At 55.5% G+C, this 23,612-nt stretch carries 18 protein-coding genes; 3 read left to right on the top strand and 15 right to left on the bottom strand.

What is annotated here, in order from left to right; all coding sequences use genetic code 11:
• Positions 1 to 12: 12 nt before the first annotated feature.
• The 9 genes from L2Y28_RS11660 to L2Y28_RS11700 form a co-directional block, all read right to left on the bottom strand.
• On the bottom strand, positions 13 to 2,385 hold the full coding sequence (locus L2Y28_RS11660) for a type VI secretion system Vgr family protein (RefSeq protein WP_022648279.1): 2,373 nt from the start codon (positions 2,383 to 2,385) through the stop codon (positions 13 to 15).
• Positions 2,382 to 5,027 carry a type VI secretion system ATPase TssH gene (gene tssH, locus L2Y28_RS11665; RefSeq protein ID WP_236919544.1) on the bottom strand — a complete coding sequence of 882 codons (2,646 nt, stop codon included), beginning with the start codon at positions 5,025 to 5,027 and terminating at the stop codon, positions 2,382 to 2,384. The genes L2Y28_RS11660 and tssH overlap by 4 nt, the downstream gene beginning before the upstream one ends.
• A 172-nt stretch (positions 5,028 to 5,199) precedes the next feature.
• Positions 5,200 to 5,691: a type VI secretion system effector Hcp gene (gene hcp, locus L2Y28_RS11670; protein ID WP_009653685.1), complete on the bottom strand. Its 492-nt coding sequence runs from the start codon at positions 5,689 to 5,691 to the stop codon at positions 5,200 to 5,202.
• Between the two features lie 5 nt (positions 5,692 to 5,696).
• Positions 5,697 to 7,403 carry an OmpA family protein gene (locus L2Y28_RS11675; RefSeq protein WP_022648281.1) on the bottom strand — a complete coding sequence of 569 codons (1,707 nt, stop codon included), beginning with the start codon at positions 7,401 to 7,403 and terminating at the stop codon, positions 5,697 to 5,699.
• Positions 7,400 to 8,089: a type VI secretion system protein TssL, short form gene (gene tssL / locus L2Y28_RS11680; RefSeq protein WP_022648282.1), complete on the bottom strand. Its 690-nt coding sequence runs from the start codon at positions 8,087 to 8,089 to the stop codon at positions 7,400 to 7,402. Before tssL ends, L2Y28_RS11675 begins: the two co-directional genes overlap by 4 nt.
• Positions 8,086 to 9,426, bottom strand: a complete 1,341-nt coding sequence (gene tssK / locus L2Y28_RS11685; protein ID WP_022648283.1) for a type VI secretion system baseplate subunit TssK — start codon at positions 9,424 to 9,426, stop codon at positions 8,086 to 8,088. The genes tssL and tssK overlap by 4 nt, the downstream gene beginning before the upstream one ends.
• A 15-nt stretch (positions 9,427 to 9,441) precedes the next feature.
• Positions 9,442 to 10,983: a type VI secretion system contractile sheath large subunit gene (tssC, locus tag L2Y28_RS11690; RefSeq protein WP_370875670.1), complete on the bottom strand. Its 1,542-nt coding sequence runs from the start codon at positions 10,981 to 10,983 to the stop codon at positions 9,442 to 9,444.
• Positions 10,984 to 11,017: 34 nt separating this feature from the next.
• On the bottom strand, positions 11,018 to 11,509 hold the full coding sequence (gene tssB / locus L2Y28_RS11695) for a type VI secretion system contractile sheath small subunit (RefSeq protein WP_022648285.1): 492 nt from the start codon (positions 11,507 to 11,509) through the stop codon (positions 11,018 to 11,020).
• Between the two features lie 612 nt (positions 11,510 to 12,121).
• Positions 12,122 to 13,738 (bottom strand): ABC transporter substrate-binding protein, encoded by a 1,617-nt coding sequence (locus L2Y28_RS11700; RefSeq protein WP_022648286.1) that lies wholly within the window; start codon positions 13,736 to 13,738, stop codon positions 12,122 to 12,124.
• 183 nt (positions 13,739 to 13,921) lie between these two features.
• Between L2Y28_RS11700 and mpaA the strand changes: the two genes are divergently transcribed.
• On the top strand, positions 13,922 to 14,635 hold the full coding sequence (gene mpaA / locus L2Y28_RS11705; RefSeq protein ID WP_022648287.1) for a murein tripeptide amidase MpaA: 714 nt from the start codon (positions 13,922 to 13,924) through the stop codon (positions 14,633 to 14,635).
• Here mpaA and ycjG read toward each other — a convergent pair.
• Positions 14,626 to 15,591 (bottom strand): L-Ala-D/L-Glu epimerase, encoded by a 966-nt coding sequence (gene ycjG / locus L2Y28_RS11710; RefSeq protein ID WP_022648288.1) that lies wholly within the window; start codon positions 15,589 to 15,591, stop codon positions 14,626 to 14,628. The genes mpaA and ycjG overlap by 10 nt on opposite strands.
• 106 nt (positions 15,592 to 15,697) lie before the next feature.
• Between ycjG and tpx the strand changes: the two genes are divergently transcribed.
• Complete coding sequence (gene tpx / locus L2Y28_RS11715) at positions 15,698 to 16,204, top strand: thiol peroxidase (protein ID WP_003856889.1); 507 nt, start codon at positions 15,698 to 15,700, stop codon at positions 16,202 to 16,204.
• Between the two features lie 34 nt (positions 16,205 to 16,238).
• Here the strand turns inward: tpx and tyrR are convergent, their stop codons facing one another.
• The 3 genes from tyrR to L2Y28_RS11730 all read right to left on the bottom strand — a co-directional run bounded on the left by tyrR (position 16,239) and on the right by L2Y28_RS11730 (position 20,338).
• Positions 16,239 to 17,780, bottom strand: a complete 1,542-nt coding sequence (gene tyrR, locus L2Y28_RS11720) for a transcriptional regulator TyrR (RefSeq protein WP_022648289.1) — start codon at positions 17,778 to 17,780, stop codon at positions 16,239 to 16,241.
• A 111-nt stretch (positions 17,781 to 17,891) separates the two neighbouring features.
• On the bottom strand, positions 17,892 to 18,944 hold the full coding sequence (locus L2Y28_RS11725; protein WP_236919546.1) for a YcjF family protein: 1,053 nt from the start codon (positions 18,942 to 18,944) through the stop codon (positions 17,892 to 17,894).
• On the bottom strand, positions 18,941 to 20,338 hold the full coding sequence (locus tag L2Y28_RS11730; RefSeq protein ID WP_022648291.1) for a YcjX family protein: 1,398 nt from the start codon (positions 20,336 to 20,338) through the stop codon (positions 18,941 to 18,943). Before L2Y28_RS11730 ends, L2Y28_RS11725 begins: the two co-directional genes overlap by 4 nt.
• A 155-nt stretch (positions 20,339 to 20,493) precedes the next feature.
• Between L2Y28_RS11730 and L2Y28_RS11735 the strand changes: the two genes are divergently transcribed.
• Positions 20,494 to 21,504 carry a LacI family DNA-binding transcriptional regulator gene (locus tag L2Y28_RS11735; RefSeq protein WP_022648292.1) on the top strand — a complete coding sequence of 337 codons (1,011 nt, stop codon included), beginning with the start codon at positions 20,494 to 20,496 and terminating at the stop codon, positions 21,502 to 21,504.
• 33 nt (positions 21,505 to 21,537) lie between these two features.
• Here L2Y28_RS11735 and L2Y28_RS11740 read toward each other — a convergent pair whose 3' ends face one another.
• Both L2Y28_RS11740 and L2Y28_RS11745 read right to left on the bottom strand, forming a co-directional pair.
• A complete protein-coding gene (locus tag L2Y28_RS11740) occupies positions 21,538 to 22,452 on the bottom strand; it encodes an OmpG family monomeric porin (protein ID WP_022648293.1) in 915 nt (304 codons plus the stop codon).
• A 66-nt stretch (positions 22,453 to 22,518) separates the two neighbouring features.
• Positions 22,519 to 23,601: an ABC transporter ATP-binding protein gene (locus tag L2Y28_RS11745; protein ID WP_022648294.1), complete on the bottom strand. Its 1,083-nt coding sequence runs from the start codon at positions 23,599 to 23,601 to the stop codon at positions 22,519 to 22,521.
• Positions 23,602 to 23,612: the final 11 nt, after the last annotated feature.

Consider the following 23,612-nt stretch of genomic DNA (forward strand, 5'->3'; position numbering starts at 1 on the left):
TTTCCTCAAGTATTAGCTAAGCATCACCACAGCCCCTTGCTGTTGGGCTGCAGAAATTACCCCAGGTTTGCAGCCAGAAGGTAGCGAAAGCGTTGAATTTAACGTCGCCGCAGACTGCTGTTGAACCGCAATACATTTCAACGTGACGTTTTTGCCAGTACCAACTTCAACCCCCGCATCACTTAACCGTATAAATGTCCCCCCACAAACCAAAAGGATTTCTTTTTTGGCTGATATGACAACGCTGTTGTCTGAACTGGCGACCGAAAGCTTTTCTTTAGCAAATAAATTCAGCGCGTCCGACTGTGCCTGAATATCTACTTTGCCCTCCGAGGCATACATTTTTATTCCCAGTTTGTGTGCAAATAAGCTCAGAATATCGCCCACCGCCAGAGTTAATTTTTTGGCAATGCTAATGTCTGCATGTTGACCAGCAGTAACAATTAGATTTTCCCCCGCCGAAACTTGTACGCTCGCGGGGGTGACCTGCGCAATTCCTGAAGGGGCAGACAGAAGTAATGCTTGCTGCTTAAGATCGCTAAGCGTCTGATTCATTAATGTTGTTTGTCTCTCAAGATCGGCTAATTCCGCCTGGGCTGCTTGAGCAGCGTGACGTAATCCAGAAGTCACCTCTCTGGCAGCGTCAAGTTCTTTGAGCGCAGCTTGCATTTCACGCTGCAGTCCTTGCGCTTTCGCCTGCCCGTCCGCCGAGATGAATAGTCCTTTCTGCGCCCGGATGGCACCCCAGCTGTCGGTTCTGAGTTCAAACCCCTCACCGCGCTGCTGTTTCTCGCTGTCGACCAGGTGGCCGAGATTCAGCTGGCTCTTGCCGCCGTACTCCGTGCTGACCTTGATGTGCTCTTTCCCGCGCTCGTCGTCGAGGCGGATTTTGTTGTTCGCTGGCGTCCGCAGGACGTTGCGTTTGTAGTTCAGGATGGTGACATGGTCGCCGTGCGCCGAGTCGTGCAGCACACCGGAGATGTATGGCCGGTCCGGGTTGCCGTCCTCAAAACCAATCGCCACCTCGGTGCCTGCCAGCAGCGGCAGGTGCAGGCCGTAGGTGCCCCCTGCATACGGGCGGGACTGACGGACCCACAGGCTCTCGAACCCGGTTTCCCAGTTCTCACGGTCAAACAGCATATTGACGCGGTAGCGACCGTCCTTGTCGATATGCCCGTAGGTGTCATTTTCGGTGGTGCTGGTGACGCGGGCCGGTAAGGTGCCGGCCATCACCGGGCGGCGGCCTGGCGCCGGGCGGAAGCAAAAGTCCGCGCTGTCCGGGATACCGTCAAACCTGACGCAAAAGTCTGCATCACGCCGGGCATGGCTGTGCATCGCCGTGACCACCACGCCCTGGGTAAACACCTCCGCCACTTCGTACCCGCCGGTGACTTTCAGCCGCATACCCGGTGAAAGGGCCGGGCAGCTGGTGAAGGCAACGGTCTGCGTCTGGCCATTCAGGTAGCGCTCATGCCGGATGCGGGCGTAAAACGCCCCGGACTCCGCTGCCGGGTTGCGGTCATACGCGCTGCCCGGCGTCAGGTAGTTATCCGCCCAGTGGTAGGCATCACCGTACGTGGTGACATCCCCGCCGGTCGCGTCAACCCGGGTGTTCATGTCCTGCGTGGCCTGACGGTAGTTGTAGTCCCGGGTGCTGACCTGCTTCTGCACCACATTGTGATGGCATTCCATTCCCCAGACTGAATCCACGCCTTTTGAATGCTGGCCCGATGGCGGTACAGATGGCAGCGTCAGGCCTTTCTCATACCCCTGCTGGCTGTCGTAAAACTCCACCACGTCAATGCTGAGGCGCGTGTCGGTGGTGAAGCGGAACCATATACCGACCTCGCCCAGCAGGCGGGTGATGAAGTGCAGGTCGTCCTCAGCGTACTGCATCACCTGTTCACGACGCGGGTACTCTTTTGACAGTAAGAACAGGAAATCCTGGCCGCGCATGCCGTGACGTTCGCCCAGGATTTTTTCCACGATTTGCGGAACCGACATGTCCTGGTAAATCGCGTTCTGGTGCGAGCGGTCGAGCAGCGCCAGACGCGGCTCAAGCGTCAGGGCGTAGCGGGTTTCATCTTTTGACGTGCTGAGGCGTTCAAAACCGGTCACCACGCCCTGAATCACCCGTACCGGCTGCTGTATTTTGATACCGTAACCCTGGTCTACCGGGGCCTGAAGCGTCAGGGAAGCCGCTTTCATCAGCATCATCTCTTTGCTGATGGCATGATCCGCGCTGGTGAATTCAGTACGGTAGCTGAACGGTGTGCTCAGGGCTTCATCGCCCTCAAATGCCAGCACATCAAGCCCTGCATCGCAGCCCTTCACCGACAGCAGGTGATGGCTGTGGCTGAATCGTAAGGGAAGATTACTGCTCATGCATGCTCACCTTCTGTCCGGTCAAACTCGAGCACTATGCCCTCTTCCTCATCCCAGCCCAGCGTCAGGGTATGTGGTTTCTGTTTCGCGGCCATGTGGCTCAGCAGCTGCTGGCTCAGGGCAGGAAGGATTTGCTGGTTCAGCAGGCTGTCAACATTGCGCGCACCGGTATCCGGCAGCAGGCAGGCGGCAGTCAGTGCGTCGTACAGGCTTTCGCTGATATGGGTAGTCATACCGTAGTGACGGTTGAGGCGTCTGCTCACCTGATTCAGCTTCATCTCCACAATGGTACGCATCGCTGCCTTTGCCAGCGGACGGTAAATCACCGTCTGGAAGCGCGCCAGCAGCGCGGGCTGGAAGTGGTCCCGCAGGACAGGACGCAGCAGTTCGTGCAGGTCGCCTTCGGTGGCGTCCGGATTTTCATCCAGCATCTGCATGATAAGGTCGCTGCCAAGGTTCGAGGTCATCAGTATCACCGTGTTACGGAAGTCAATTTCACGCCCCTCTCCGTCGCGCATGAATCCCCGGCCAAAGACCTGGTAGAACAGGTTCATCACGTCCCGGTGCGCCTTTTCCACTTCATCCAGCAGCACCACGCTGTACGGGCGCTTGCGGACGGCTTCGGTCAGAATGCCGCCCTGACCGTAACCCACGTAGCCCGGCGGTGAGCCCTTGAGCTGCGAGACGGTGTGTGGCTCCTGGTATTCCGAGAGGTTGATAGTAATAAGGGACTTCTCGCCGCCGAACAGTTCATCGGCCAGCGCCAGGGCGGTTTCGGTCTTGCCGGTGCCGCTCGGGCCCACAAGCAGGAACACGCCCTGCGGGCCGTTCTCCGGTGCCAGACCGGTTTTGCTGGCGCGCAGGCGCTGCGCAATGGCATTCAGCGCACTGTCCTGACCGACAACGCGTTTCGCCAGACTGTGCTCAAGACTCAGCAGTTCCGTCTGCTCGTCCTTCATCAGGGAAGAGAGCGGTACGCCGGTCCAGTCGGCGATAACGGTGGCGACGGTACGCGCGTCCACATCCAGCCCCAGCAGCGGGGTATTCTGCTGCACGGCAGTAAGCTGCATCTGAAGGTCCGCAATTTCCCCCTGACGGGAGATATCCGTGCGGCAGGCAAGCAGTTCTTCCGTGAGTTTCAGCTCCTGGCCGTACCGGGTTTCCCGTTCATCGAGCTGCAAAATGATGCCGACTTCTTCCTCTCCGATGGCGGCCAGACGTTCGCCGTGGGCGGTATTGCCCACCGCGATATCCTCCAGCAGCGCCTGTTTCTCCATGGCAAGTGCCGTGAGCTGCGCCTTCATCCTGGTCAGCGGCTCCGGCACCGTATCCAGGCTCATGCGGACACGGGCCGAAGCGGTGTCCAGCAGGTCAACCGCCTTGTCCGGCAGCTGGCGTCCGGTCAGATAGCGTCTGGAGAGCGTGACGGCGGCTTTAACCGCCTCATCGGTAATATGCACGCCATGGTGCTGCGCGTAACGTGGCTTGAGTCCCCGCAGCATCAGGCACGCGGTGTCGTCGTCCGGTTCGTCCACCTTCACCATCTGGAAACGACGCTCCAGCGCGGCGTCGCGCTCAAAGTACTGCTTGTATTCGCTCCAGGTGGTGGCGGCGATGGTTCTGAGCTCACCGCGGGCCAGTGCCGGTTTCAGCAGGTTGGCCGCATCGGCGCCCCCCGCCTGGTTGCCGGCGCCGATAATGGTGTGCGCCTCGTCAATGAAGAGCAGAACCGGCAGGGGTGACTGCTGCACCGCGTCGATGATGTTTTTCAGGCGCTGTTCAAACTCACCCTTCACGCCTGCACCCGCCTGTAACAGGCCGAGGTCAAGGGTGCGCACCGAGACCGGCTTCAGCGCGTCCGGCACATTGCCTTCGGCGATGCGCAGCGCCAGTCCTTCCACGAGCGCGGTCTTGCCGACTCCCGGTTCGCCGACCAGAATCGGGTTGTTCTTGCGGCGCCGGGAAAGAATGTCCACCATCTGGCGGATTTCATTGTCGCGGCCATAGACCGGGTCGATTCTGCCCTCACGGGCGCGGGCGGTGACGTCGAGGGTGAACCTGTCCAGCGCATTCTGTAACGCCGGGTTCAGCTCTCCTTTTATATCCGCATTCACCGGACGGCCGACAAACTCCACCTCATCGCCCTGCGTAAGCTCCGCTTCCTGCTGCACCTCCGGGCGTTCATCCGACTGCGCATCCAGAAGCCCCCGCAGGCGCTCAAGCTGGCTCTGCGCCAGCGTCAGCAGCGGCCACAGGCCGTCGCAGCGCACCAGGTCCGGTTTGTCCACCAGGGCCATCAGGAGGTGAATGCTGCGGATGTGCTCTTCCCCCGCCAGCGAGGCGTGCAGCCAGGCCTCCTGCATCAGAGCCCGGACACTGTCCGACAGCTGCGGACGGCTGCGCACCGAACGTGGCAGGCTGTCCAGAAAACCCAGCATATCCTGCCATATCGTATCCATATCCCATTCGTAGCGCCGCGCCAGCACCGTCAGGTCGCCCTCACCCTGCTCCAGCAGCTTCAGCAACCAGTGCTCGGGCAGGATTTCCGCATGGGTGCGGGTCTGGCACAGGGACGCGGCCCCTTCCATCGCGCGGGCACAGTAAGGGTTAAGACGGCGTAACAGGATGGCGGGATTTTCCATGAGACTCTCTCTTTATCAGTTCCGGACACGCTACCGCCCGTCGCTGTTCCCTGTTATTCAGGAACCCAAAGCGCATCAGGTCGGGCAGGCAGATTGTGTTTTTCTTTGCACAGCGTCCGTGCATACAGACGCTGTGCAAAAAACTGCGGACAGGGCCCTGTCCGCATGCGACTTACGCGGTGGCGCGTTCGTTCCAGGAATCGGAATGAATGATGTTGCCGTCCTTGTAGGTCCAGGTGATTTTTTCGTAGCGCAGTTCAATCTGCTCGAGGTGGTTGTGCTTCTCGAACGCCGGATCTTTGATGTCGTGCATCTTCGGATTCACTTTCACCAGCTTCACGTTCTCAAGCTTCGTGTTGAAGTACTCCACTTCCTGGCCCGCGTCGTTGATTCTGTACCACTTAAATTCCGCAGATTTCAGGGTCTGGCCGGTGGTCACCGCCTTGTACAGGTACGGGCTGGAGGAGTCGATTTCCTTGGTGAACAGGAACGGGGTGTGGATACGGGTACCGGTCAGCTTGCCGGTGTTATTGTCGGTCGGGATGTACAGGTTATGCTCCTGGGCCACCACCTCGATGCTGCCTTCACGATCCTGAACGTCCACAGACCCTTTGATGTCCGCGCCGCCGTCGTCCTTCAGCCACAGATAGACTGGTATTGCCATGTTAATTACTCCGTTAAGTTGTTATCAGCGCCATCATCCTGCGATGACGCGGGGGTGTTGCCCGGCAGCTGGCAGGCGTTCGCCTGCGGCACCAGACTGATTTCGACACGGCGGTTCAGCGTCCGGCCTTCTGCCGTGTCGTTGGTGGCGACAGGTCGGCTTTCACCGTAGCCCTGCACCGCAAAACAGCTCTCCGGCACGTCGCCGGTATCACGCATCCAGTCGCGCACGGACTCCGCACGCTTCAGGGACAGGACCTGGTTGGACTGGTCATCCCCGGTGCTGTCGGTATGGCCTGCGACCACAATCAGCCAGCCGGGTTTCGCCTTGATCCCCACAAGTGAGTTCACCAGCAGCTTTGTTGAGGCGGGTTTCAGCGCCCATTTGCCGGTATCGAACAGCGACATGCTGTCGAGGCGGATGATTTTCGGCGCGACCTTTTCCACAGGCTTTGGTGGAGGAGGTGGTGGCACATATGAGCGGATCGCTTCCAGCACCGGTATTCGCAGACGTTCCCCCCGATAAAGCCCCAGACCCAGCCGGGCCGGTACACCATTGCGTGCATGCTCATCCAGCAGCGCCGCATCCTCGCGCAGCACCTGTACGGCGCTGGCTTTAGGACCGTAATCATCCATGGCGATGCTGTTGTAACGGACAATATCGAAGCTAACGCGTTGCAGCAGCTGGCGGTTGTTCCAGCCACTGCTGAGCAGTGCAGCAATGGTCGCCAACGTGAAGATTCCGAGCGCACCGCGCCAGGTTCGTCCATGCGGTGTCAGGCCTCGTCCTTCTGGCAGTAAAGGGAGGACAAAATTCGGGAACAGGGAAATAACCGTACTGTCCGTTCCCGCCGGCTGCCAGCCAGACACCTGCTGCATCGCAGTATGGCGGGACAACCACGCTGTCCAGACAGAGGTGGCCATGCTTCCGGCCAGGATCGGGCCCAATCCCCACAGAACCGCAACAGGTTCAATGACAGGAATATCGGGGTTTTCATCCATAAGGACAGCGTGGACGTGCTGTTGGAACCAGCTCATCAGGCTGTTCATAAGCACCTGTTGATGCATCGCAGGCGTTCCGCCAGTATTAACCCATTCAGCAACTGAGCCAGGCGCTGAAGTCCCACTCCAGACCTTTACCCCTTCCCCCAGGATCGCCGTCTGCCAGAGCATGTCATTCATCATCGCACTGCCGACCTGTCCATTCAGAACCAGTGGCACAGAATGGCCGGTTGCTTTACGCAACCGACTAATCTGCCAGCGCAGGGCAAGCAAACGACTGGTAAGGCGTTCACTGTCAGGGTGCTGCTGCGGACAAACACTGACCATCACTGACAGCTGACGTCCCCAGTCGGGGCGCAACCACAGTACCTGACGGGCGGCCTGCTCCAGTTCCAGATGATCCTCCACACGGATCCAGCAGCCCTGCGTGACAGTAAGTACCGGTGACTGATGCGGCCAGGCAAGCGGCAGATCGCCACAGACCAGTACCACGGGCTGGCAATAACTGGTTTCAGGCAGGTCCTCCAGACACAGGGTGAAATCGTGCTGCACGCGACGGCAGGCGACAGCCCAGAACGCCATGATTAGCCCCAGTACCGCCAGCAGGACGAGAACGGAAACCAGCCGGGATGCTGGCAGAAACCACAGGCAGACCACTGCACTCAGCAGGGCAGCCCAGAGCGCAAGCCCGCGCTGTTGTGCAGGGCTCATTTCACGGCTCCCGGCAGCAGGGTAAGCAGTGTCTGATCCAGCCAGCAATCCAGTCCCCACCATAATGCGGTGACCACCACCACACTCAGGCCAATGCGCATGGGCCATGATGCAAGCCAACCCCTTATCCCCCGTCCGGCATGGCTTTCCGCCAGAACGGGATGGGGTTGTGAATAGCTGAACGGCGCAACATGTTCATTAAGTGCATTCATGAGTTTCTGCCGCTCAGGATCGTTTAGGGAGCGGAAGTTGCCGAGGAATCCGAGCATCATGACCCGCTGGAAGCAGGTCACGACAGCGTGGTCAGGAGCCGGTTCACGCAGCACATCGCGCATCCGATCGCACAGCGTGTCACCGGCGTCCATGGTGCCAAGGAAGTGCCCCTGCAGGGGAATGTCATACCACTGCACGCAGGCATCATCCTCCACACCGCGACTCTTAACCGCCTCATCCAGCAGCGCACATTGTGCGGTGAGAATATGCCGGCAGCTGGCTTCATCAAGTTCGCCCGCTTTCAACTCACGCTGCACACGTTCGACATCAGCAATGCAACGCTCCCACAGCGTGCGCCCTTCTCCATCCTGAAATTTCGGACCGTGACGCAGGCTGATCACCTGCAGCCAGGTATCCTGCAGCAGGGCATCAATATCAATGGCCGCGGCAGCGCCGCGTTTACGCTCACTCATGTTCTCAGCACCGCAAAGAGTTCGAGTTCAGGCTCGCCGAGCATGCCCGGAACGTAAAACATGCAGGTGCCGCCCTGGAGCATTTCAGTGGCCTGAGGATGAGAGACATCAAGACTGAAATACTGATTTTCCAGACGTAACGGAATGGCTGCCGGCACATGGCGCAGCGGGGTCAGCGGCACGCCCACCCGCGATGAATTGACGATACTTCTGACATGATCGGGGCTGCCAACCTTGCACTGGCGCGGGAACTGCTCCTGCAGCTGAGCTACCGGCACCATTGAACGCACGGAGAGGTAGTAATCCGCCCCTTCACGCAGACGCGGATCATGCAGACGGGCCTGCCAGAAGTGCAGCCGGGCATCGTGCTCAAGCTCAATCGCCACCACCCGCGATGGCAGACTGGCTTCCAGAAGGTCCCCCAGTAAATCAAACAGCGGCGGAAATACGTTATTCAGTTGCTCGTGCTGCCAGACCGGGATCGCACTCACCTGGTGCTCCAGCGAGAAGGTCAGCAGGCTGCCCGCCAGGCGGGCCAGCTCCGGATACAGGCGTTCAGGCGGACTTTGCGGATGGCGCTGAAACTGCCCCAGCACGGGCTCAGCGCTGTTGAGGGCATTCAGCAACCAGAACAGCGACACGTCGGCCACCGCAAAGTCTGCCATGCGCTCATTACTTTCCCGTCGCATGGCCATCAGTCGGCTCAGGCGTACACGTAGCTGGATCATCAGCTGTTCGAGCTGGGTTAACAGCCAGCGGCTGCCCTCGATGGCCAGGAGCGGGGGGAGAAACGTCTCATCAGGCTGCCACGCCCCCTGCAGATCCTGCTGCAGGCGGGCAACCGGACAGGTCAGGTAATCGCTGTTGTTCTGATGTGCAAACCGCAGCGTCAGCTCAGGACGCATTACCGCAATCTGGCGGGTATCGTCCCCGAAGGTATTGCGGATATCCTGCCAACGCTGGCGATAGCGAACAGGACGCCCGGCTACCTCATCGGGCTTAAGACAGTTGCCACCATTCGCGCGCAGCAGCGGTAGCGCGAGCATCACTACCACCTCATTTGATTCACTCTCCAGCGCCAGAACCGGTGGCAGATCGTCAGCATTATCCGTGTCGATAAGCGTCCCGTCGGGGAAACGGATGTGCAGATGGCGGGCCTGCAGGCGGCCCAGTTTCAGTGCATCCGGTTCGAAAGTGGCTTCAATCACTCCCCAGGGATGGGAGAGGCCTAACCGGGCGATGCATTCCGCAGACCAGGCCGCATACGCGGCCTGTTGCTGGAAGTGCTGGGGAGAGACCATCTGGCCCCTGCCCCATAACGGTTGTTCCGTTTTCATGCTTCCTGCCTTACGTTACGCTTTCGCTTTCGGCATCTGGCTCACCAGAGACAGATTCACATCCATGCCTTCAACCTGGAAGTGCGGCACCGCAAACAGCTTCACGCGGAAGAAGCCCGGGTTGTCTTCGATATCTTCCACCACCACCTTCGCGTCACGCAGCGGATGAGAAGCCTGCAACTCATCGCCCGGATCGGTCATTTCCGTCACCAGACTACGCACCCAGGTATTCAGCTCCAGCTCCAGCAGACGGCGGTCCTTGATGGTGCCGATGTTCTCGCGCTGGATGAGCTTCAGATAGTGCGCAATACGCGACAGCAGGAAGATGTACGGCAGACGGGCATTGATGCGGCTGTTGGCCGTGGCATCTGCGGTGTCGTACAGCGCCGGTTTCTGCGCGGAGTTCGCCGAGAAGAAGCAGGCATAGTCGCGGTTTTTGTAATACGAGAGCGGAATAAAGCCGAGGTTGGCGAACTCAAACTCGCGGGTCTCCGGGATCATCACCTCAGACGGGATTTTCACCTGGTTGCCGGTACCCAAATCGTACAGATGAATAGGCAGATCTTTCACCGCCCCGCCCGCCTGCGGGCCACGGATCTGCACGCACCAGCCGTTATTGATGAAGCTCTTCACCATGTTTGACGCGAAGGAGAACGACGCGCTGGTCCACAGGTATTTCTCGTGATCCGGGCCTTTCACCTGCTCAACGTAGTTAAAGCTGCGCACCGGTACGGTGTCCGGGCCATACGGCAGACGCCCCAGCACGCGCGGCATCACGAGGCCGATGTAGCGGGCGTCGTCAGTATCGCGGAAGGATTTCCACTTGATGTATTCAGCGCGGTCGAAGTAGTTGCCGATATCCTTAATCGCAGCAACCTCTTCCATAGAGTCTTTCAGGAAGAATTTCGGGCCGACAGAGCCAATAAACGGCATGTGTGCGGCGGCAGACACTTTCGAGATGTTGCGCAGCAGCGCCACATCCTGCGGACTGGCGTCAAATTCATAGGATGAAATCACTGAGCCAATCGGCTCGCCGCCCGGGGTGTCGTATTCGGCGGTATAGGTGTGCCAGTAGAGGCCGCTCTGGATAAGTTCCGGTGCATCCTCAAAATCCTGGCGCAGGTCGTCCTTGGAGACGTCCAGAATCTCGGTTTTCACATTCTGGCGGTAGTCGGTGTTGTCCACGAGCTGCTTCAGGCCGCGCCACAGGGACTCCACCTTCTGGAACGCCTGGTGATGCATTACGGCATCCAGCTGACGGCTGATCTGGAAATCCAGTTCGGCGATATGGTGGTCAATCAGGGTCTTGTCGAGCTTCTCCACGGGCTGACCAGATTTGCGGATGCAGTCCATAAACACCTGCATCGCCGCCGTCAGGCGTTCACCCGCCGGCGCGTCAGAAAGCGCGGCATCATCCAGAAACGCATTGATATCACCCAGGCTCGAGGCCGGAGTCAGGTTGATTTTTTCAAACAGGGAGGCGTAAACGCCCTCTTTTTCCAGTACGATGGTCTGCCCCTGCGCGGAGGCGGTTTCACTATTCACAGACATCAGCATATTCCCGGTTAATCCATTAAATTACACATGCCGCTTATTTCGGGGCCAGTGCACTCATTTCGTCGCGTAATTCCTGAGACAGCGCCGGGTCCTTAAGAATTTTCTCGAGTTCTTTTCTGAAAGTGGCGTTATCAAGAAGATTGGATTTGAGGTCGCGTAATAAATTACGCATGGTCAGCATGGCGCGGAGCTGGGGGATCTGGCGGGCAACCTGTTCAGGTTCGAAATCCTTAATATCGGAGAAATTCAGTTTTATACTTTCCTCCGAACCATCGACAGCCATGGTGTTAGGCACCGTCAGATTAACCTCCGGGTTAAATTCCGAAAGTACGCTATTAAAGTTATTTTTGTTGACGTTGATTTTCTTCCTTTCGGACAATGGACGATTCTCTTTTCCATTACTGAAATCACCGACAGTGAGAAGTTTAAGCGGCAGTTCGACTTTCTTCTGCGCGCCGCCTGTATGCAGCGCCAGTTTTAAATTTATGCGTGCCTTGGGCACCTCATTCTGAAATGAATCGGCCATAGCAGTCCCTTTCTTTGCAAGAAATACGAGTTAAGTGAGTGACGGGTCTTTACAAAACCATATTAGAGCAAAAGCCCATTCATGATCAACTTTTCAGATCAAAGATCTGCATATGGATTTTTCTTAAGAATTTTCCACTAATCAGTAGTATTTATAAATTCCAGATATAAGTGGCACGCAGAAAGTATTAACCATTTATTCACAATAGATTAGCAGGAACGTCTGCCTTGATAGAGAATATTGAATTCATTGCCACCTGTCGTTGAATAATTGATTTATATCAATGCTGATTTAAGCATCAGCTGCAAAATCGCAGAGACATATCATCTTATTCAATAAACCTCCTGAATATGGAAAAATCCTATATCGGACAAAAGTCAGGTTTTAAATAGCAGGAATTAAGCTATGACATGGAGGATGTATAAATGCTTGCACGCTTTTCAATAAACTGGAAAGGAGATGTCGCTCGAAGCATTCATCAAAAGAATAAATGATTTTTTATGAAAGGAATTTTGATAATAACTAGCCTGTAGGTACCATGAACCGTTTGTTCAGGCGCTTAAGCGATGTATAGCTATTTGCCAAAACCACTTAAGCGCCTTTCCTGTTTTTTTAATGCTTTTCAATATACATTGTACGACTGTACGCAACATCCTCTGGGTTATTTATCGGATACCCTTTAACCCAGGGCTTAATGAGGCGGCCATTGGTGTATTGATAAATAGGGGCTATCGGCGCTTTCTCGGCGAGGATCTTCTCGGCCATGTTGTAGTCTGCATTACGCGCTTTTTCAGTGGTTTCGAGCGTCGCCTGATGAATAATCTTATCGTAAGCAGGGTCGTTGAACCGTGAGATGTTGCCGGTGTGAGAGGACGTCAGCAGCGACAGGAATGTCGACGGCTCATTATAATCCCCTACCCACGACGCACGGATCACGTCGAAATTCCCGGTATTGCGGCTGTCGATGTAGGTCTTCCATTCCTGATTCTGCAACTTAACGTCAACACCCAGATTTTTCTTCCACATAGATGCGACGGCAATGGCGATTTTCTGGTGGTTTTCAGACGTGTTGTACAGCAGCGTTAATTTCAGCGGGCGCTGGGGACCATAGCCTGCCGCCTGTAATAACGTTTTCGCCTGAGCATTTAGCTCCTGCTGCGACATCTGCTCAAATGGCGAGATTTCCGGTGTAAAACCGGCAGTGACATCGGGAGTGAAATGCCAGGCCGGTTTCTCACCGGTTCCCAGGACTTTTTCCGCCATAATACGTCTGTCGATAGTCATGCTGAGCGCCAGACGTACGCGGGCATCCGCAGTTGGGCCTTTTTGTGTGTTAAACGCGTAGTAATAGGTCCCAAGCTGTGGCGGTGTATAAACCTGTCCCGGAATATCTTTAAGCAGCTTCTGGTACATGTTTTTCGGAAACGATTCTGTAATATCGATATCGCCCGCCAGATAGCGTTTGGTCGCTGAGGACTCCTGGTTGATTGGCACAAAGGTGACTTTTTTAAGCACCGTGTTGGCGTTATCCCAGTAGTGAGTATTCGGCTCAACCACCAGTTTTTCATTCACCACGCGATCTTTCAGCACATACGCACCGTTGCCGATGAGCGCGCCAGGGCGCGTCCATTCTTTACCGCTTTCCACGTTTGCCTTTTGAACAGGATAGAACGCAAAGCTAGCCGTGAGGTTGCTGAACCATGGCAGCGGTTTATCCAGCTGCACGCGCAGCGTTTTAGCATCGACTGCCGTCACGCCGAGCGTTTCCGGTGCAGCTTTACCATCGATAATGGCCTGCGCATTATTAATACCCGCCAGCGCTGCAAACCAGGCGAAAGGTGACGTAGTTTTAGGATCAACCAGACGACGCCAGCTGTAGACAAAATCTTGTGCCGTCACAGGGGTACCGTCAGACCACTTCGCGTTATCCCGCAACGTAAACGTCCAGACACGGTTATCGTTGCTCTGCCAGCGCGTCGCCACGCCGGGAACCAGCTCCCCTTTTTCGTTCTGATTCACCAGCCCTTCATAAAGGTCGCGGATCACCTGTATCTCGGGTAAACCCACCGCTTTTGCCGGATCGAGCGAGGCGGGTTCATCTTTAATGTGTCGAACCAGCTCCTGCTTTTGCGCCAGCTCCGTTCCCCTGGGAACCTCCGCGGCATATGAAAGTGAAGAAAACCCGCACAGCCACAGCGCAGTACAAAGAAGCGAAACAGGATGCTTCATATGATCCCCTTAATGATGTCAGGTAACAGGCAGATGCGTAATTATTTGTTTCGAAACGGAGAAATGCAAATGCTTCCTCAGGAAAGTTGATGTCAGGCAATTTTACACACAGACGGAAACTATTTGATTAAGCGCGGGTTTTGCACAACACTGCCAGAAGCGACTTCATCATCAGGGTTTATTATGGCAACCACCCGACCAAGAACGGAACGCGGCGCCTTCCCGCCCGGGACTGAACATTATGGCCGCTCATTTTTAGGCGCCCCACTGATCTGGTTTCCGGCTCCCGAGCCCGATCGCACAAGCGGCTTAATCATTGCGGGCACACATGGCGATGAAAACTCGTCCATCGTGACGCTTTCGTGCGCGCTACGTACGCTGGCCCCCGATTTACGACGACATCATGTGATTTTGACCGTCAACCCGGACGGATGCCAGCTTGGATTACGGGCGAATGCACGAGGCGTTGACCTTAACAGGAACTTTCCGGCAGCAAACTGGCGTGCCGGTGAAACGGTGTATCGCTGGAACAGTTCGGCGCAGGAACGAGATGTGGTCCTGCTTACGGGAGAAAAACCGGGTTCCGAGCCCGAAACCCAGGCGCTGTGTCAGCTTATTCATAAGATCCACCCGGCCTGGGTTGTCTCTTTCCACGATCCCCTCGCCTGTATTGAAGATCCTCGTCATACAGCGCTCGGGCAGTGGCTGGCGGATGCGTTTGCTCTACCTCTGGTAACCAGCGTCGGGTATGAAACGCCCGGGTCGTTTGGCAGCTGGTGCGCGGACCTCAGTCTTCACTGTATCACCGCAGAGTTTCCGCCTATTTCCTCGGATGAAGCGAGTGAAAAATACCTCAGAGCGATGACAGATCTTCTGCGCTGGCAGCCTCAAAGATGAAGTACGCCGGAGGTAAAACTCAGGGCGGGTGAAACGTCAACCGCCAGCCAGGTTGGGCCATCCAGATCGGCAAAACGCACGCTGTTCACCAGCGGGAGTGCAGCACCGATCGCTCTGGAGGTGCACAACATACAGCCCAGCATCAGGGAAAAGCCTTGCGCCTGGGCATCTTGTGCCAGTGCCAGGGCCTCGGTTAACCCACCCGTTTTATCCAGCTTGATGTTCACCATCTCGTAGCGGCCCTTGAGGGCTGACAGGCTCTCACGGGTATGACAGCTTTCGTCTGCACAGACGGGAAGCGGATGAATAAAATTCGCCAGCGCGGCATCGTCTTCTGCCGGGAGAGGCTGCTCCAGCATGGCAACGCCCAGATCGGCAAGCAGCTGACAACGGGCTGCTAGCCCTTCGCTGTGCCATGATTCGTTTGCATCGACGATAAGGGTGGCATCAGGTACCGCCGCACGAATGGCGACCATGCGTTCGCTAATCAGACGATCGTCGAGCTTCACCTTTAATAAGGTTGCACCGGTTGCATATAGCGCCTGGGCGCTGGCCGCCATTTGCTCTGGTTCACCGATGACCACCGTTTGCGCGGTGACGATCGATTGCGGCAGCGTAACGTCCAGCAGCGAAGGTAGCGTTTTTTGTTGTTTCGCCGCTTCCAGACTCCAGAGTGCGCAGTCAATCGCGTTACGTGCCGCGCCGGCCGGCAACCTCTGCTGAAGAGCCTCACGCGTCAGGCCCGCCTGCAACTCGGGCACCACCGTCATAATTTGCGCCATGACTGAAGCCAGGCTTTCTCCGTAGCGAGGATAAGGGGTACATTCCCCGACGCCTTTTACGCCGTCCTCTTCACATTCAACCACGACCACGCAGGCCTCATTACGGCTGCCGCGCGAGATCACAAACGGGGTGTGCAATGGCCAGGCTTCTTCATAGACCTTAACGCTTCTCATCACTGACTCCTTGCAGGCCGGAAAGGCAGAAAATTGGTTTGCCGTGCTAACTGCGGATGACATACACTAGCCACGACGTTAACTATTTGTAAACAGGAAGATATCTATGTCACAACTCGTTCATTTCCAGGGCAACCCGGTTGCTGTTGCAGGTTCCATCCCACAGTCTGGCAGCAAAGCACAGCCTTTTACTCTGGTGGCTAAAGATCTGTCTGACGTCACGCTGAGCCAGTTTGCTGGCAAACGTAAAGTCCTGAACATTTTCCCAAGCATCGATACGGGCGTTTGTGCTGCATCAGTGCGTAAATTCAACCAGCTGGCGACCGAAATGGACAACACCGTAGTGCTGTGCATTTCTGCTGACCTGCCGTTTGCCCAGTCCCGCTTCTGCGGCGCTGAAGGCCTGAGCAACGTCATCACTCTTTCCACTCTGCGCAGCCCGGATTTCCTGGAAAAATACGGTGTTGCCATTTCCGAAGGCGCGCTGAAAGGTCTGGCTGCTCGTGCGGTGCTGGTGATCGACGAAAACGACAACGTTGTTTTCAGTGAGCTGGTTAACGAAATCACTACCGAACCGGATTACACCGCTGCACTTGAGGCACTTAAAGCCTAAACGTAAAAAAGCCTCTGCAAAGAGGCTTTTTTATTTATTCGTCACCCTTCTTCTGATTTAACCCATACTCACGCAGCTTATTCGCAATCGCGGTATGTGACACCCCAAGACGTTTAGCCAGCTTGCGCGTGCTCGGATAGCTGCGATAAAGCTGCGTTAACACCGAACGCTCGAAACGGCTGGTGATGTCATCCAGCGAGCCTTCCATTGCCTCTTCGCCTACCGAGACCGTCCCGGCATCGTAATCCGGCAACAGAATATCCTGAGGACGCAGTTCATACCCTTCAAGCTGAGTTAATGCGCGATAGACCGCATTTTTTAGCTGACGAATATTGCCCGGCCAGCCGTAACGCGTCAGCACGGTACCCAGGTCGGCAGAGAGCTTCGGACGCGGCACGCCCTGCTCGTCGGCAAAACGGGCGACGAACAGTTCCGTCAACGGCATGATGTCCTGCGGGCAATCGCGCAGCGGCGGAATATTGAGCGTCAGAACGTTGAGACGATAGTAGAGATCTTCGCGGAATACTCCTTTCTGCACCAGCTCCACCAGGTTTTTCTGGGTGGCGCAGATGACGCGTACATCCACGTGCACTTCATGATCTTCCCCCACGCGGCGGAACGTACCGTCATTGAGAAAACGCAGCAGTTTCGCCTGCATGCGTGGCGACATTTCACCAATCTCGTCCAGCAACACCGAGCCGCCATTCGCCTGTTCAAAGAAGCCTTTTTTGCCTTCCGGCGCATGCCCGAACAGTTCACTTTCCACCGCATCTTCAGGAATAGACGCGCAGTTCAGCGCCAGATACGGTTTTGCCGCACGCGGGCTGGCCATATGCACAGCATGCGCCAGCAGATCTTTCCCCGTACCGGTATCCCCGGTAATCAGCAGCGGTGCCGTAAGATTTGCCAGCTTACGCGCCTGGTCGAGCACGTGACGCATCTTCGGGCTTACCGCAATAATCTGGCTGAATGCGCCGACGTCCTGGCTGGAAAGGTTCTGTAACTGGCGTCCCATGCGCACCGTGGAGCGCAGCATGATTACCGCGCCGGTGAGCACCCGCGCGGCATTTTCCCCTTTCAGGTAGACCGGCGTGATCTCCATCAGGAAATTCTGTCCATTGATGACGACGTGCTCGCTATGGGTATTTTGCGGGTTGCTGTCCAGCCAGCGCTGGAAATTAAAACCTGGGATCAATTGCGTGGCGTAATGACCGATAAGCTTTTCCTGAGTCTGCGCAAACAGCTGGCAACTGGCCTGGTTAACGCGCTCGACTTTGTTTTTCAGATCGAGAGAGAGAAACGGCTCCGGCATTGCTTCCAGCAGTGCGCTCAGCGCAAGGTGTTCCCGCTCGGATGGCATCCAGGGGATGGTGCGTACATCCGTAACGCCAGCGATACGGCGGATTTCGGCCATCAGGCTACTGAAGGTATTAAATTCAATTTCGGCAAAATTGAGGTAAATTCGCCCGACAGGGTCGATCTCTATGCCACGTAAATCAATGCTACGTAAAACAAGAAGATCGAGTAACTCGCGGGTCAGACCGAGACGGTCCTCACAAAAGACTTCCAGACGCATGGGAAATTCACCGTTTAAGCCAATAACAGTAAAATGATATGTCAGATCACGGTATTCGGGAAGGTGGCTGTCAACAAATATTGACAGCCCGCACGATTAGTAAACAAAACCTCACTGAGCAGGTTTTTTATTGAGCGTCTCTTTAAGCTGGCCAATCAATTCGCGACGGAAATCCCCCAGCCGCGGCTTATCGCCATCGATCCAGGGGAGTGGACGACAAACCTCCATCGCTTTGATTCCTAAGCGTGCCGTCAGCAGACCGGCACCAATCCCCTGCGCCGCCCGGGCAGAGAGACGCGCCGCAAGATCCTGCGACATCCAGTCCATCCCGACCTCCCGCACCAGTTCGCTTGCCCCGGCGAAGGCGATATTCAGCAACACCAGTTTGAACAGGCGCAGTCGGCTGTAATAGCCAAGCTCAATGCCATACAGTCTGGCGATGCGGTTGATCAGGCGCAGGTTGCGCCAGGCGATAAAGGCCATGTCCACCATCGCCAGCGGACTGACGGCAATCATCAGGGTGGATTCCGCCGCCGAGCGGCTGATCTCACGACGAGCCTGCGCATCCAGTACCGGCTGAACAATGTGCGCATAGAGCGTGACCACTTCCTGGTCATTCTGGGTTTCGTGGATCGCCGCATGCCAGCGCTGAAGCGCCGGGTGAGAGTGATCTATCCCGGCCTGAGCCGCAAGCTTTTCACAAAAAGCACGCCCTTTTCCGGTGCCGTGGCTGTGCAGCAGATCCCGCGCTTCATCGCGTTCGTGCGCACGCTGACGCAGACGCCAGAGGCGACGCCACTCGGTCACGACCGAGCCGACGCCCGCACCAACGATCAACGCCCCGGCGGCGCATCCCCCTAGCGCTACCCAGTCCTGGGCTTGCCAGGCATTGACGCCCCACTGCACGCCCTGACCAATTACGCTCACACCAAAAAGGGCTAACCCGGCGGTCACCATCTTACGCCACAGGCTGCGTTTCGGGCGCAGTGCCGCATCAACGACCGCTTCCGCCTGCCCCTCTTCAACCAACGGCTCCTCTGCCAGCACGGGAGCAAAGTTGTCGGCCTGCGGACCGCTGAAGGTTTGCGCTGTTTTAAACGCCTCATGCGGGGACTGCTCAAGCTGGCCGGTAAAATCAATGCGGGGTTTTAACGGTTCCGTCATCGCAATTTATCTCCAATTAAAAACTCCAGCGCGGCATCCAGACGGATATGCGGCAATGGCTGGTCAACGTTCATGCTCTGCGGACGGAAGTCTTCGAACTGAAAACCCTGGCTTTGCCAGAAAGCCTGGCCCGGCAAACGCGGGGGAACTTCGCCCGGATAGACCGTGAGCGGCTCACCGTCGCTGAGTCGGTTGCCCCGCAGGGCCGGAATTTTCTCGCCATTCACGTCAATCAACCCACTCTGCGTAGCCTGTACGGACGCCAGACCCAGACAATCCATACTAATCCCTTCGAACGCCGCGTTCTGCCAGGCATCCTGCACCAGCTGTTGCAGCAGGGATACCATGTTGGCGTGCTGATCGACCGTCACATGATCAGCTTTTGTGGCGGCAAACAGCAGCTTGTCGATGACCGGCGAGAATAAACGGCGAAACAGCGTACGCTGGCCATAATGAAAACTTTGCATCAGCTGCGTCAGCGCCAGCCGCATATCATTGAACGCCTGCGGCCCGCTGTTGAGGGGTTGCAGGCAGTCCACCAGCACGATCTGGCGGTCAAAGCGTAAAAAATGATTTTTATAAAAACCCTTAACCACCTTCTCACAGTAATAATTGTATCGCTCGCGGAGCATACCGGCGTTGGTGGTCTTGTCTGCCTGCGCCAGCTTCGATTCGCCGATGCGGTCTACGTCCGGCCACGGGAAAAACTGTAGCGCGGGAGCACCGGCTAGATCTCCCGGCAGAACAAAACGGCCCGGCTGAATAAAATGCAGCCCCTCCTGCTTGCACTGATGCAGGTAATCAGTCCAGGCCTGGGCTATCACGGCCAGACGGTTTTCATCCGCCGGCGCCAGCGGATCCAGCCCTTCGCAAAGCTGGCGCCATTTGGTCGACCACTCTGCCCGCTGCCCCTGCAACAGACCGGTCATCTGCCGGGACCAGCTCAGGTAATCCTGCGCCAGCATCGGTAAATCGAGCAGCCATTCTCCCGGATAATCCACAATTTCGAGATACAGCGTGGACGTTTCTTTGAAGTGACGCATCAGGGATTCATTCGAGCGAAAACGAAGCGCAAGGCGAATTTCGCTCACGCCACGCGTCGGGGTGGGCCAGGCGGGAGGCTCCCCGTATAACTGTGCCAGACCTTCATCATAGGTGAAACGGGGGATGCCAAAATCACGTTGCGGTACGCGTTTTACGCCTAACAATCGCTCCTCGCGCACCGCGCTAAGCAGTGGCAGGCGCGCCCCAGCATGCAGGTTCAACAGCTGATTGACCATCGCCGTAATGAATGCCGTCTTACCGCTGCGGCTCAGCCCGGTAACGGCAAGACGCAGATGGCGATCAACGCCACGGTTCACCAGAGAATTGAATTCGTTTTTAAGTCGCTTCATCGCCGTCCTTCATTGTCTGGAACCCTGAACAAAGTCACTTCAGAATACAGTAAATTGGGGCAGATCGTTGATTATCAATTCTTAATTATTGCTATTGCCGTTTTCTCTCCAGTAAGATGGACGCAATTGCTGTCCGTCTGGAGTGAGTAAGGTGTATGTCACCCACCATCTATGATATTGCCCGCGTTGCTGGCGTTTCGAAATCAACCGTGTCACGCGTTCTGAATAAACAAACGAATATTTCTCCTGAAGCGCGTGAAAAGGTGTTGAAGGCGATAGATGAGTTAAATTACCAACCTAATAAACTTGCCCGCGCACTCACCTCTTCTGGCTTCGACGCCATTATGGTTATTTCGACCCGCTCAACCAAGACCACTGCAGGAAATCCCTTTTTCTCAGATGTACTGCATGCCATTACGGCAAAAGCAGAAGAAGAAGGTTTTGATGTTATTTTACAAACGTCCAAAAGCAGTGAAGATGATCTGCAAAAATGCGTGGGTAAAATAAAGCAGAAGATGATCAAAGGCATCATCATGCTAAGCTCGCCGGCGAACGAGTCGTTTTTCTCGACGCTGGATGAATACGGTGTGCCCGTGGTCGTCATTGGTAAAGTGGAAGGAAATTACCAGAATATCTATTCTGTCGACACGGATAATTTCCGCGACAGCGCCATATTAACAGACTCGTTTATCACGCATGGCCGCACCAAAATTGCCTGCCTGCATGCCCCGCTCGATTATCACGTCTCTATCGATCGCCTGGCGGGTTATAAATTCAGCCTTGAGAAACACGGCATCGAAATTAACCCGACCTGGGTTATCGATGGCGGCTATACCCATGAAAGCGCGCTTCAGGCGGCCTGCCAGCTACTCTCCTCAGACAACCCGCCCGATGCGGTTTTTGCGACTGACAGCATGAAATTGCTGAGTCTTTATCGTGCCGCGGATGCGCTAAATCTGGCGATCCCGGAACAGGTCGCAATGGCAGGATACAGCGACCCGATGCTATCTCTCATTTTAACCCCTGCACCAGGCGGCTTTGATATCCCCACGAAAAAGCTGGGCGAAGAGAGCTGCGATTTGTTGTTCAGGTGCATTGCGGATAAACCTGCGCCGCATAAGGTATTGGTTGAAACACATTTTTCAGATGCAGCTTCGTTACGCTAAAAACCAGGGGCAAACGCCCCTGGTATAACGTCATCAGAACGCGTAATTGACGCCGACACCCGCATAGTGGAAGCGGTCGCTCTCGCCTTCGTCATGATTTTCCCATTCGTAGGCATACTCGAGCGTCATGGAAAGGCCATTCGCAAAGTCATAAGCATAGAGCAGACCCAGTCGGTTGAAGTCATGCCCTTCACGAGTTGGATCGTCCTGCCAGTCCCAGTTTGACCAGCGATCGAGCCCCAGACGGGTGTAAGGTGTAAGCGTTGTCTGGCCTAATGAAACAGGCAGGTAGGCACGAATCTCCTGGGTGGAGAATTCACCGTTATTACGTGAACTGTCCATATTGAAGCCACGCTCTAAATAGTAGTTAACTTTTGCAGAGACGGTTTCGTTTATTGTCCAGGTAAATCCGGTTTCCGTTTCGACGCGGCTGTCAGAATAACCGGTTTTTCCCAGGTCATTCGCAAACTGGTACATGGCAAACCAACCGCCAAAACGCCAGTCATCTGTTAATTTCACATCCCAGTCAGGCTGAATTTTATAGCGCTGCATATTAGCACTGCCGTCTTTCGCACCGTGCTCATCTTTAAAATGATATCCATAATTACGGAATCCGCCCGTAAGACCCAGCGTAAAATCCTCTGTGCCAATGAAGCGATACCGTAATTCAAATTCAGGACGATCGAAATAGGTGCCGCGCGTCATGCTGCTGTAATCAACCGGGCCTTCCTGATACATCGCCAGTGAAATTGTCCACGCATCATACGTGGCGTTAAACCACACGGAAGGTTCATATAATCCATCTTTATCTTCGCCCTGCCCTTCGACGTTTTCAATTTCATACATGGCACCAATATTAAATTCCCACTGTTTGGTTGACTCTGTTGCTTGCGCGCAGCTTACCCCTGCGCACAAAACGAGCGCAGCACTTCTTAGTAGAGTACTCATTAAAATATTCCTTTATAATTAACATACAAAAAAACCGGAAACTTTCATTTCCGGCGAATACCTTTCTTATCTAATAGCTGCTTCAGTATCAGCATCGAAGAAATGGCACTTACTCATATCGAACTGGATGCCGATATTATCTCCTGCAACGTAATCATCCGCCGCTCCCGCACGGACAACCAGTTCATGCCCGCCCACGTTGGCATAAAGCATAAATTCTGCCCCAGTCAGCTCAGCGACGCTGATCTTCGCCGCGATGTTTTCACCGCTGCGCTGTAGCGTGAGAATGTCTTCCGGACGGATCCCAAAGACGACCGCTTTGCGCTGGTAACCTTGCGCATTCAGTACGGCCAGCTTCTCCTCCGGGATCTCCAGACGCAGCGTTTCCGTCACGAAGTATCGGTCGTCGATCGCGCCACGAATGAAGTTCATCGCAGGTGAACCAATAAAGCCTGCAACGAACATATTCGCCGGCTCGTTGTAAACCTGCTTCGGCGCGCCCACCTGCTGAATGATGCCGTCTTTTAAAATCACAATACGGGTCGCCATCGTCATGGCTTCCGTCTGATCGTGCGTCACGTAAATCATGGTGGTGTTGAGCTTCTGGTGCAGCTTGCTGATTTCAGCGCGCATCTGTACACGAAGCTTGGCATCGAGGTTTGACAGCGGTTCATCCATCAGGAAGACCCCTGCTTCACGCACTATCGCCCTGCCTAACGCCACGCGCTGACGCTGACCACCTGACAATGCGCCAGGTTTACGCTGGAGATAGTCGCGTAAACCCAGGATCTGAGCCGCCCAGCTAACACGTTCTTCGATGATGGAAGGTGCTATTTTTTGCATCTTCAGGCCAAACGCCATGTTGTCGTAGACCGTCATATGCGGATAGAGCGCATAGTTCTGGAAGACCATTGCGATATCACGGGACTTGGCGGGAACATCATTCATGCAAACCCCGTCAATAATCAGTTCACCTGCGCTGATCTCCTCAAGGCCGGCGATCATTCGCAACGTCGTGGATTTCCCACAGCCCGATGGACCGACGAAGACGATAAATTCTTTATCTTCAATCTCGAGATTGAAATCCTTAACCACGTGGACCTGGTTATCATAGATTTTCTGAATGTGTTTCAGAGACAGTTGAGCCATTATTAATTCCT

Origin of the sequence: Enterobacter sp. JH25 (genome assembly GCF_021725435.1) — a bacterium.
Taxonomy (GTDB): Bacteria; Pseudomonadota; Gammaproteobacteria; order Enterobacterales; family Enterobacteriaceae; genus Enterobacter; species Enterobacter intestinihominis.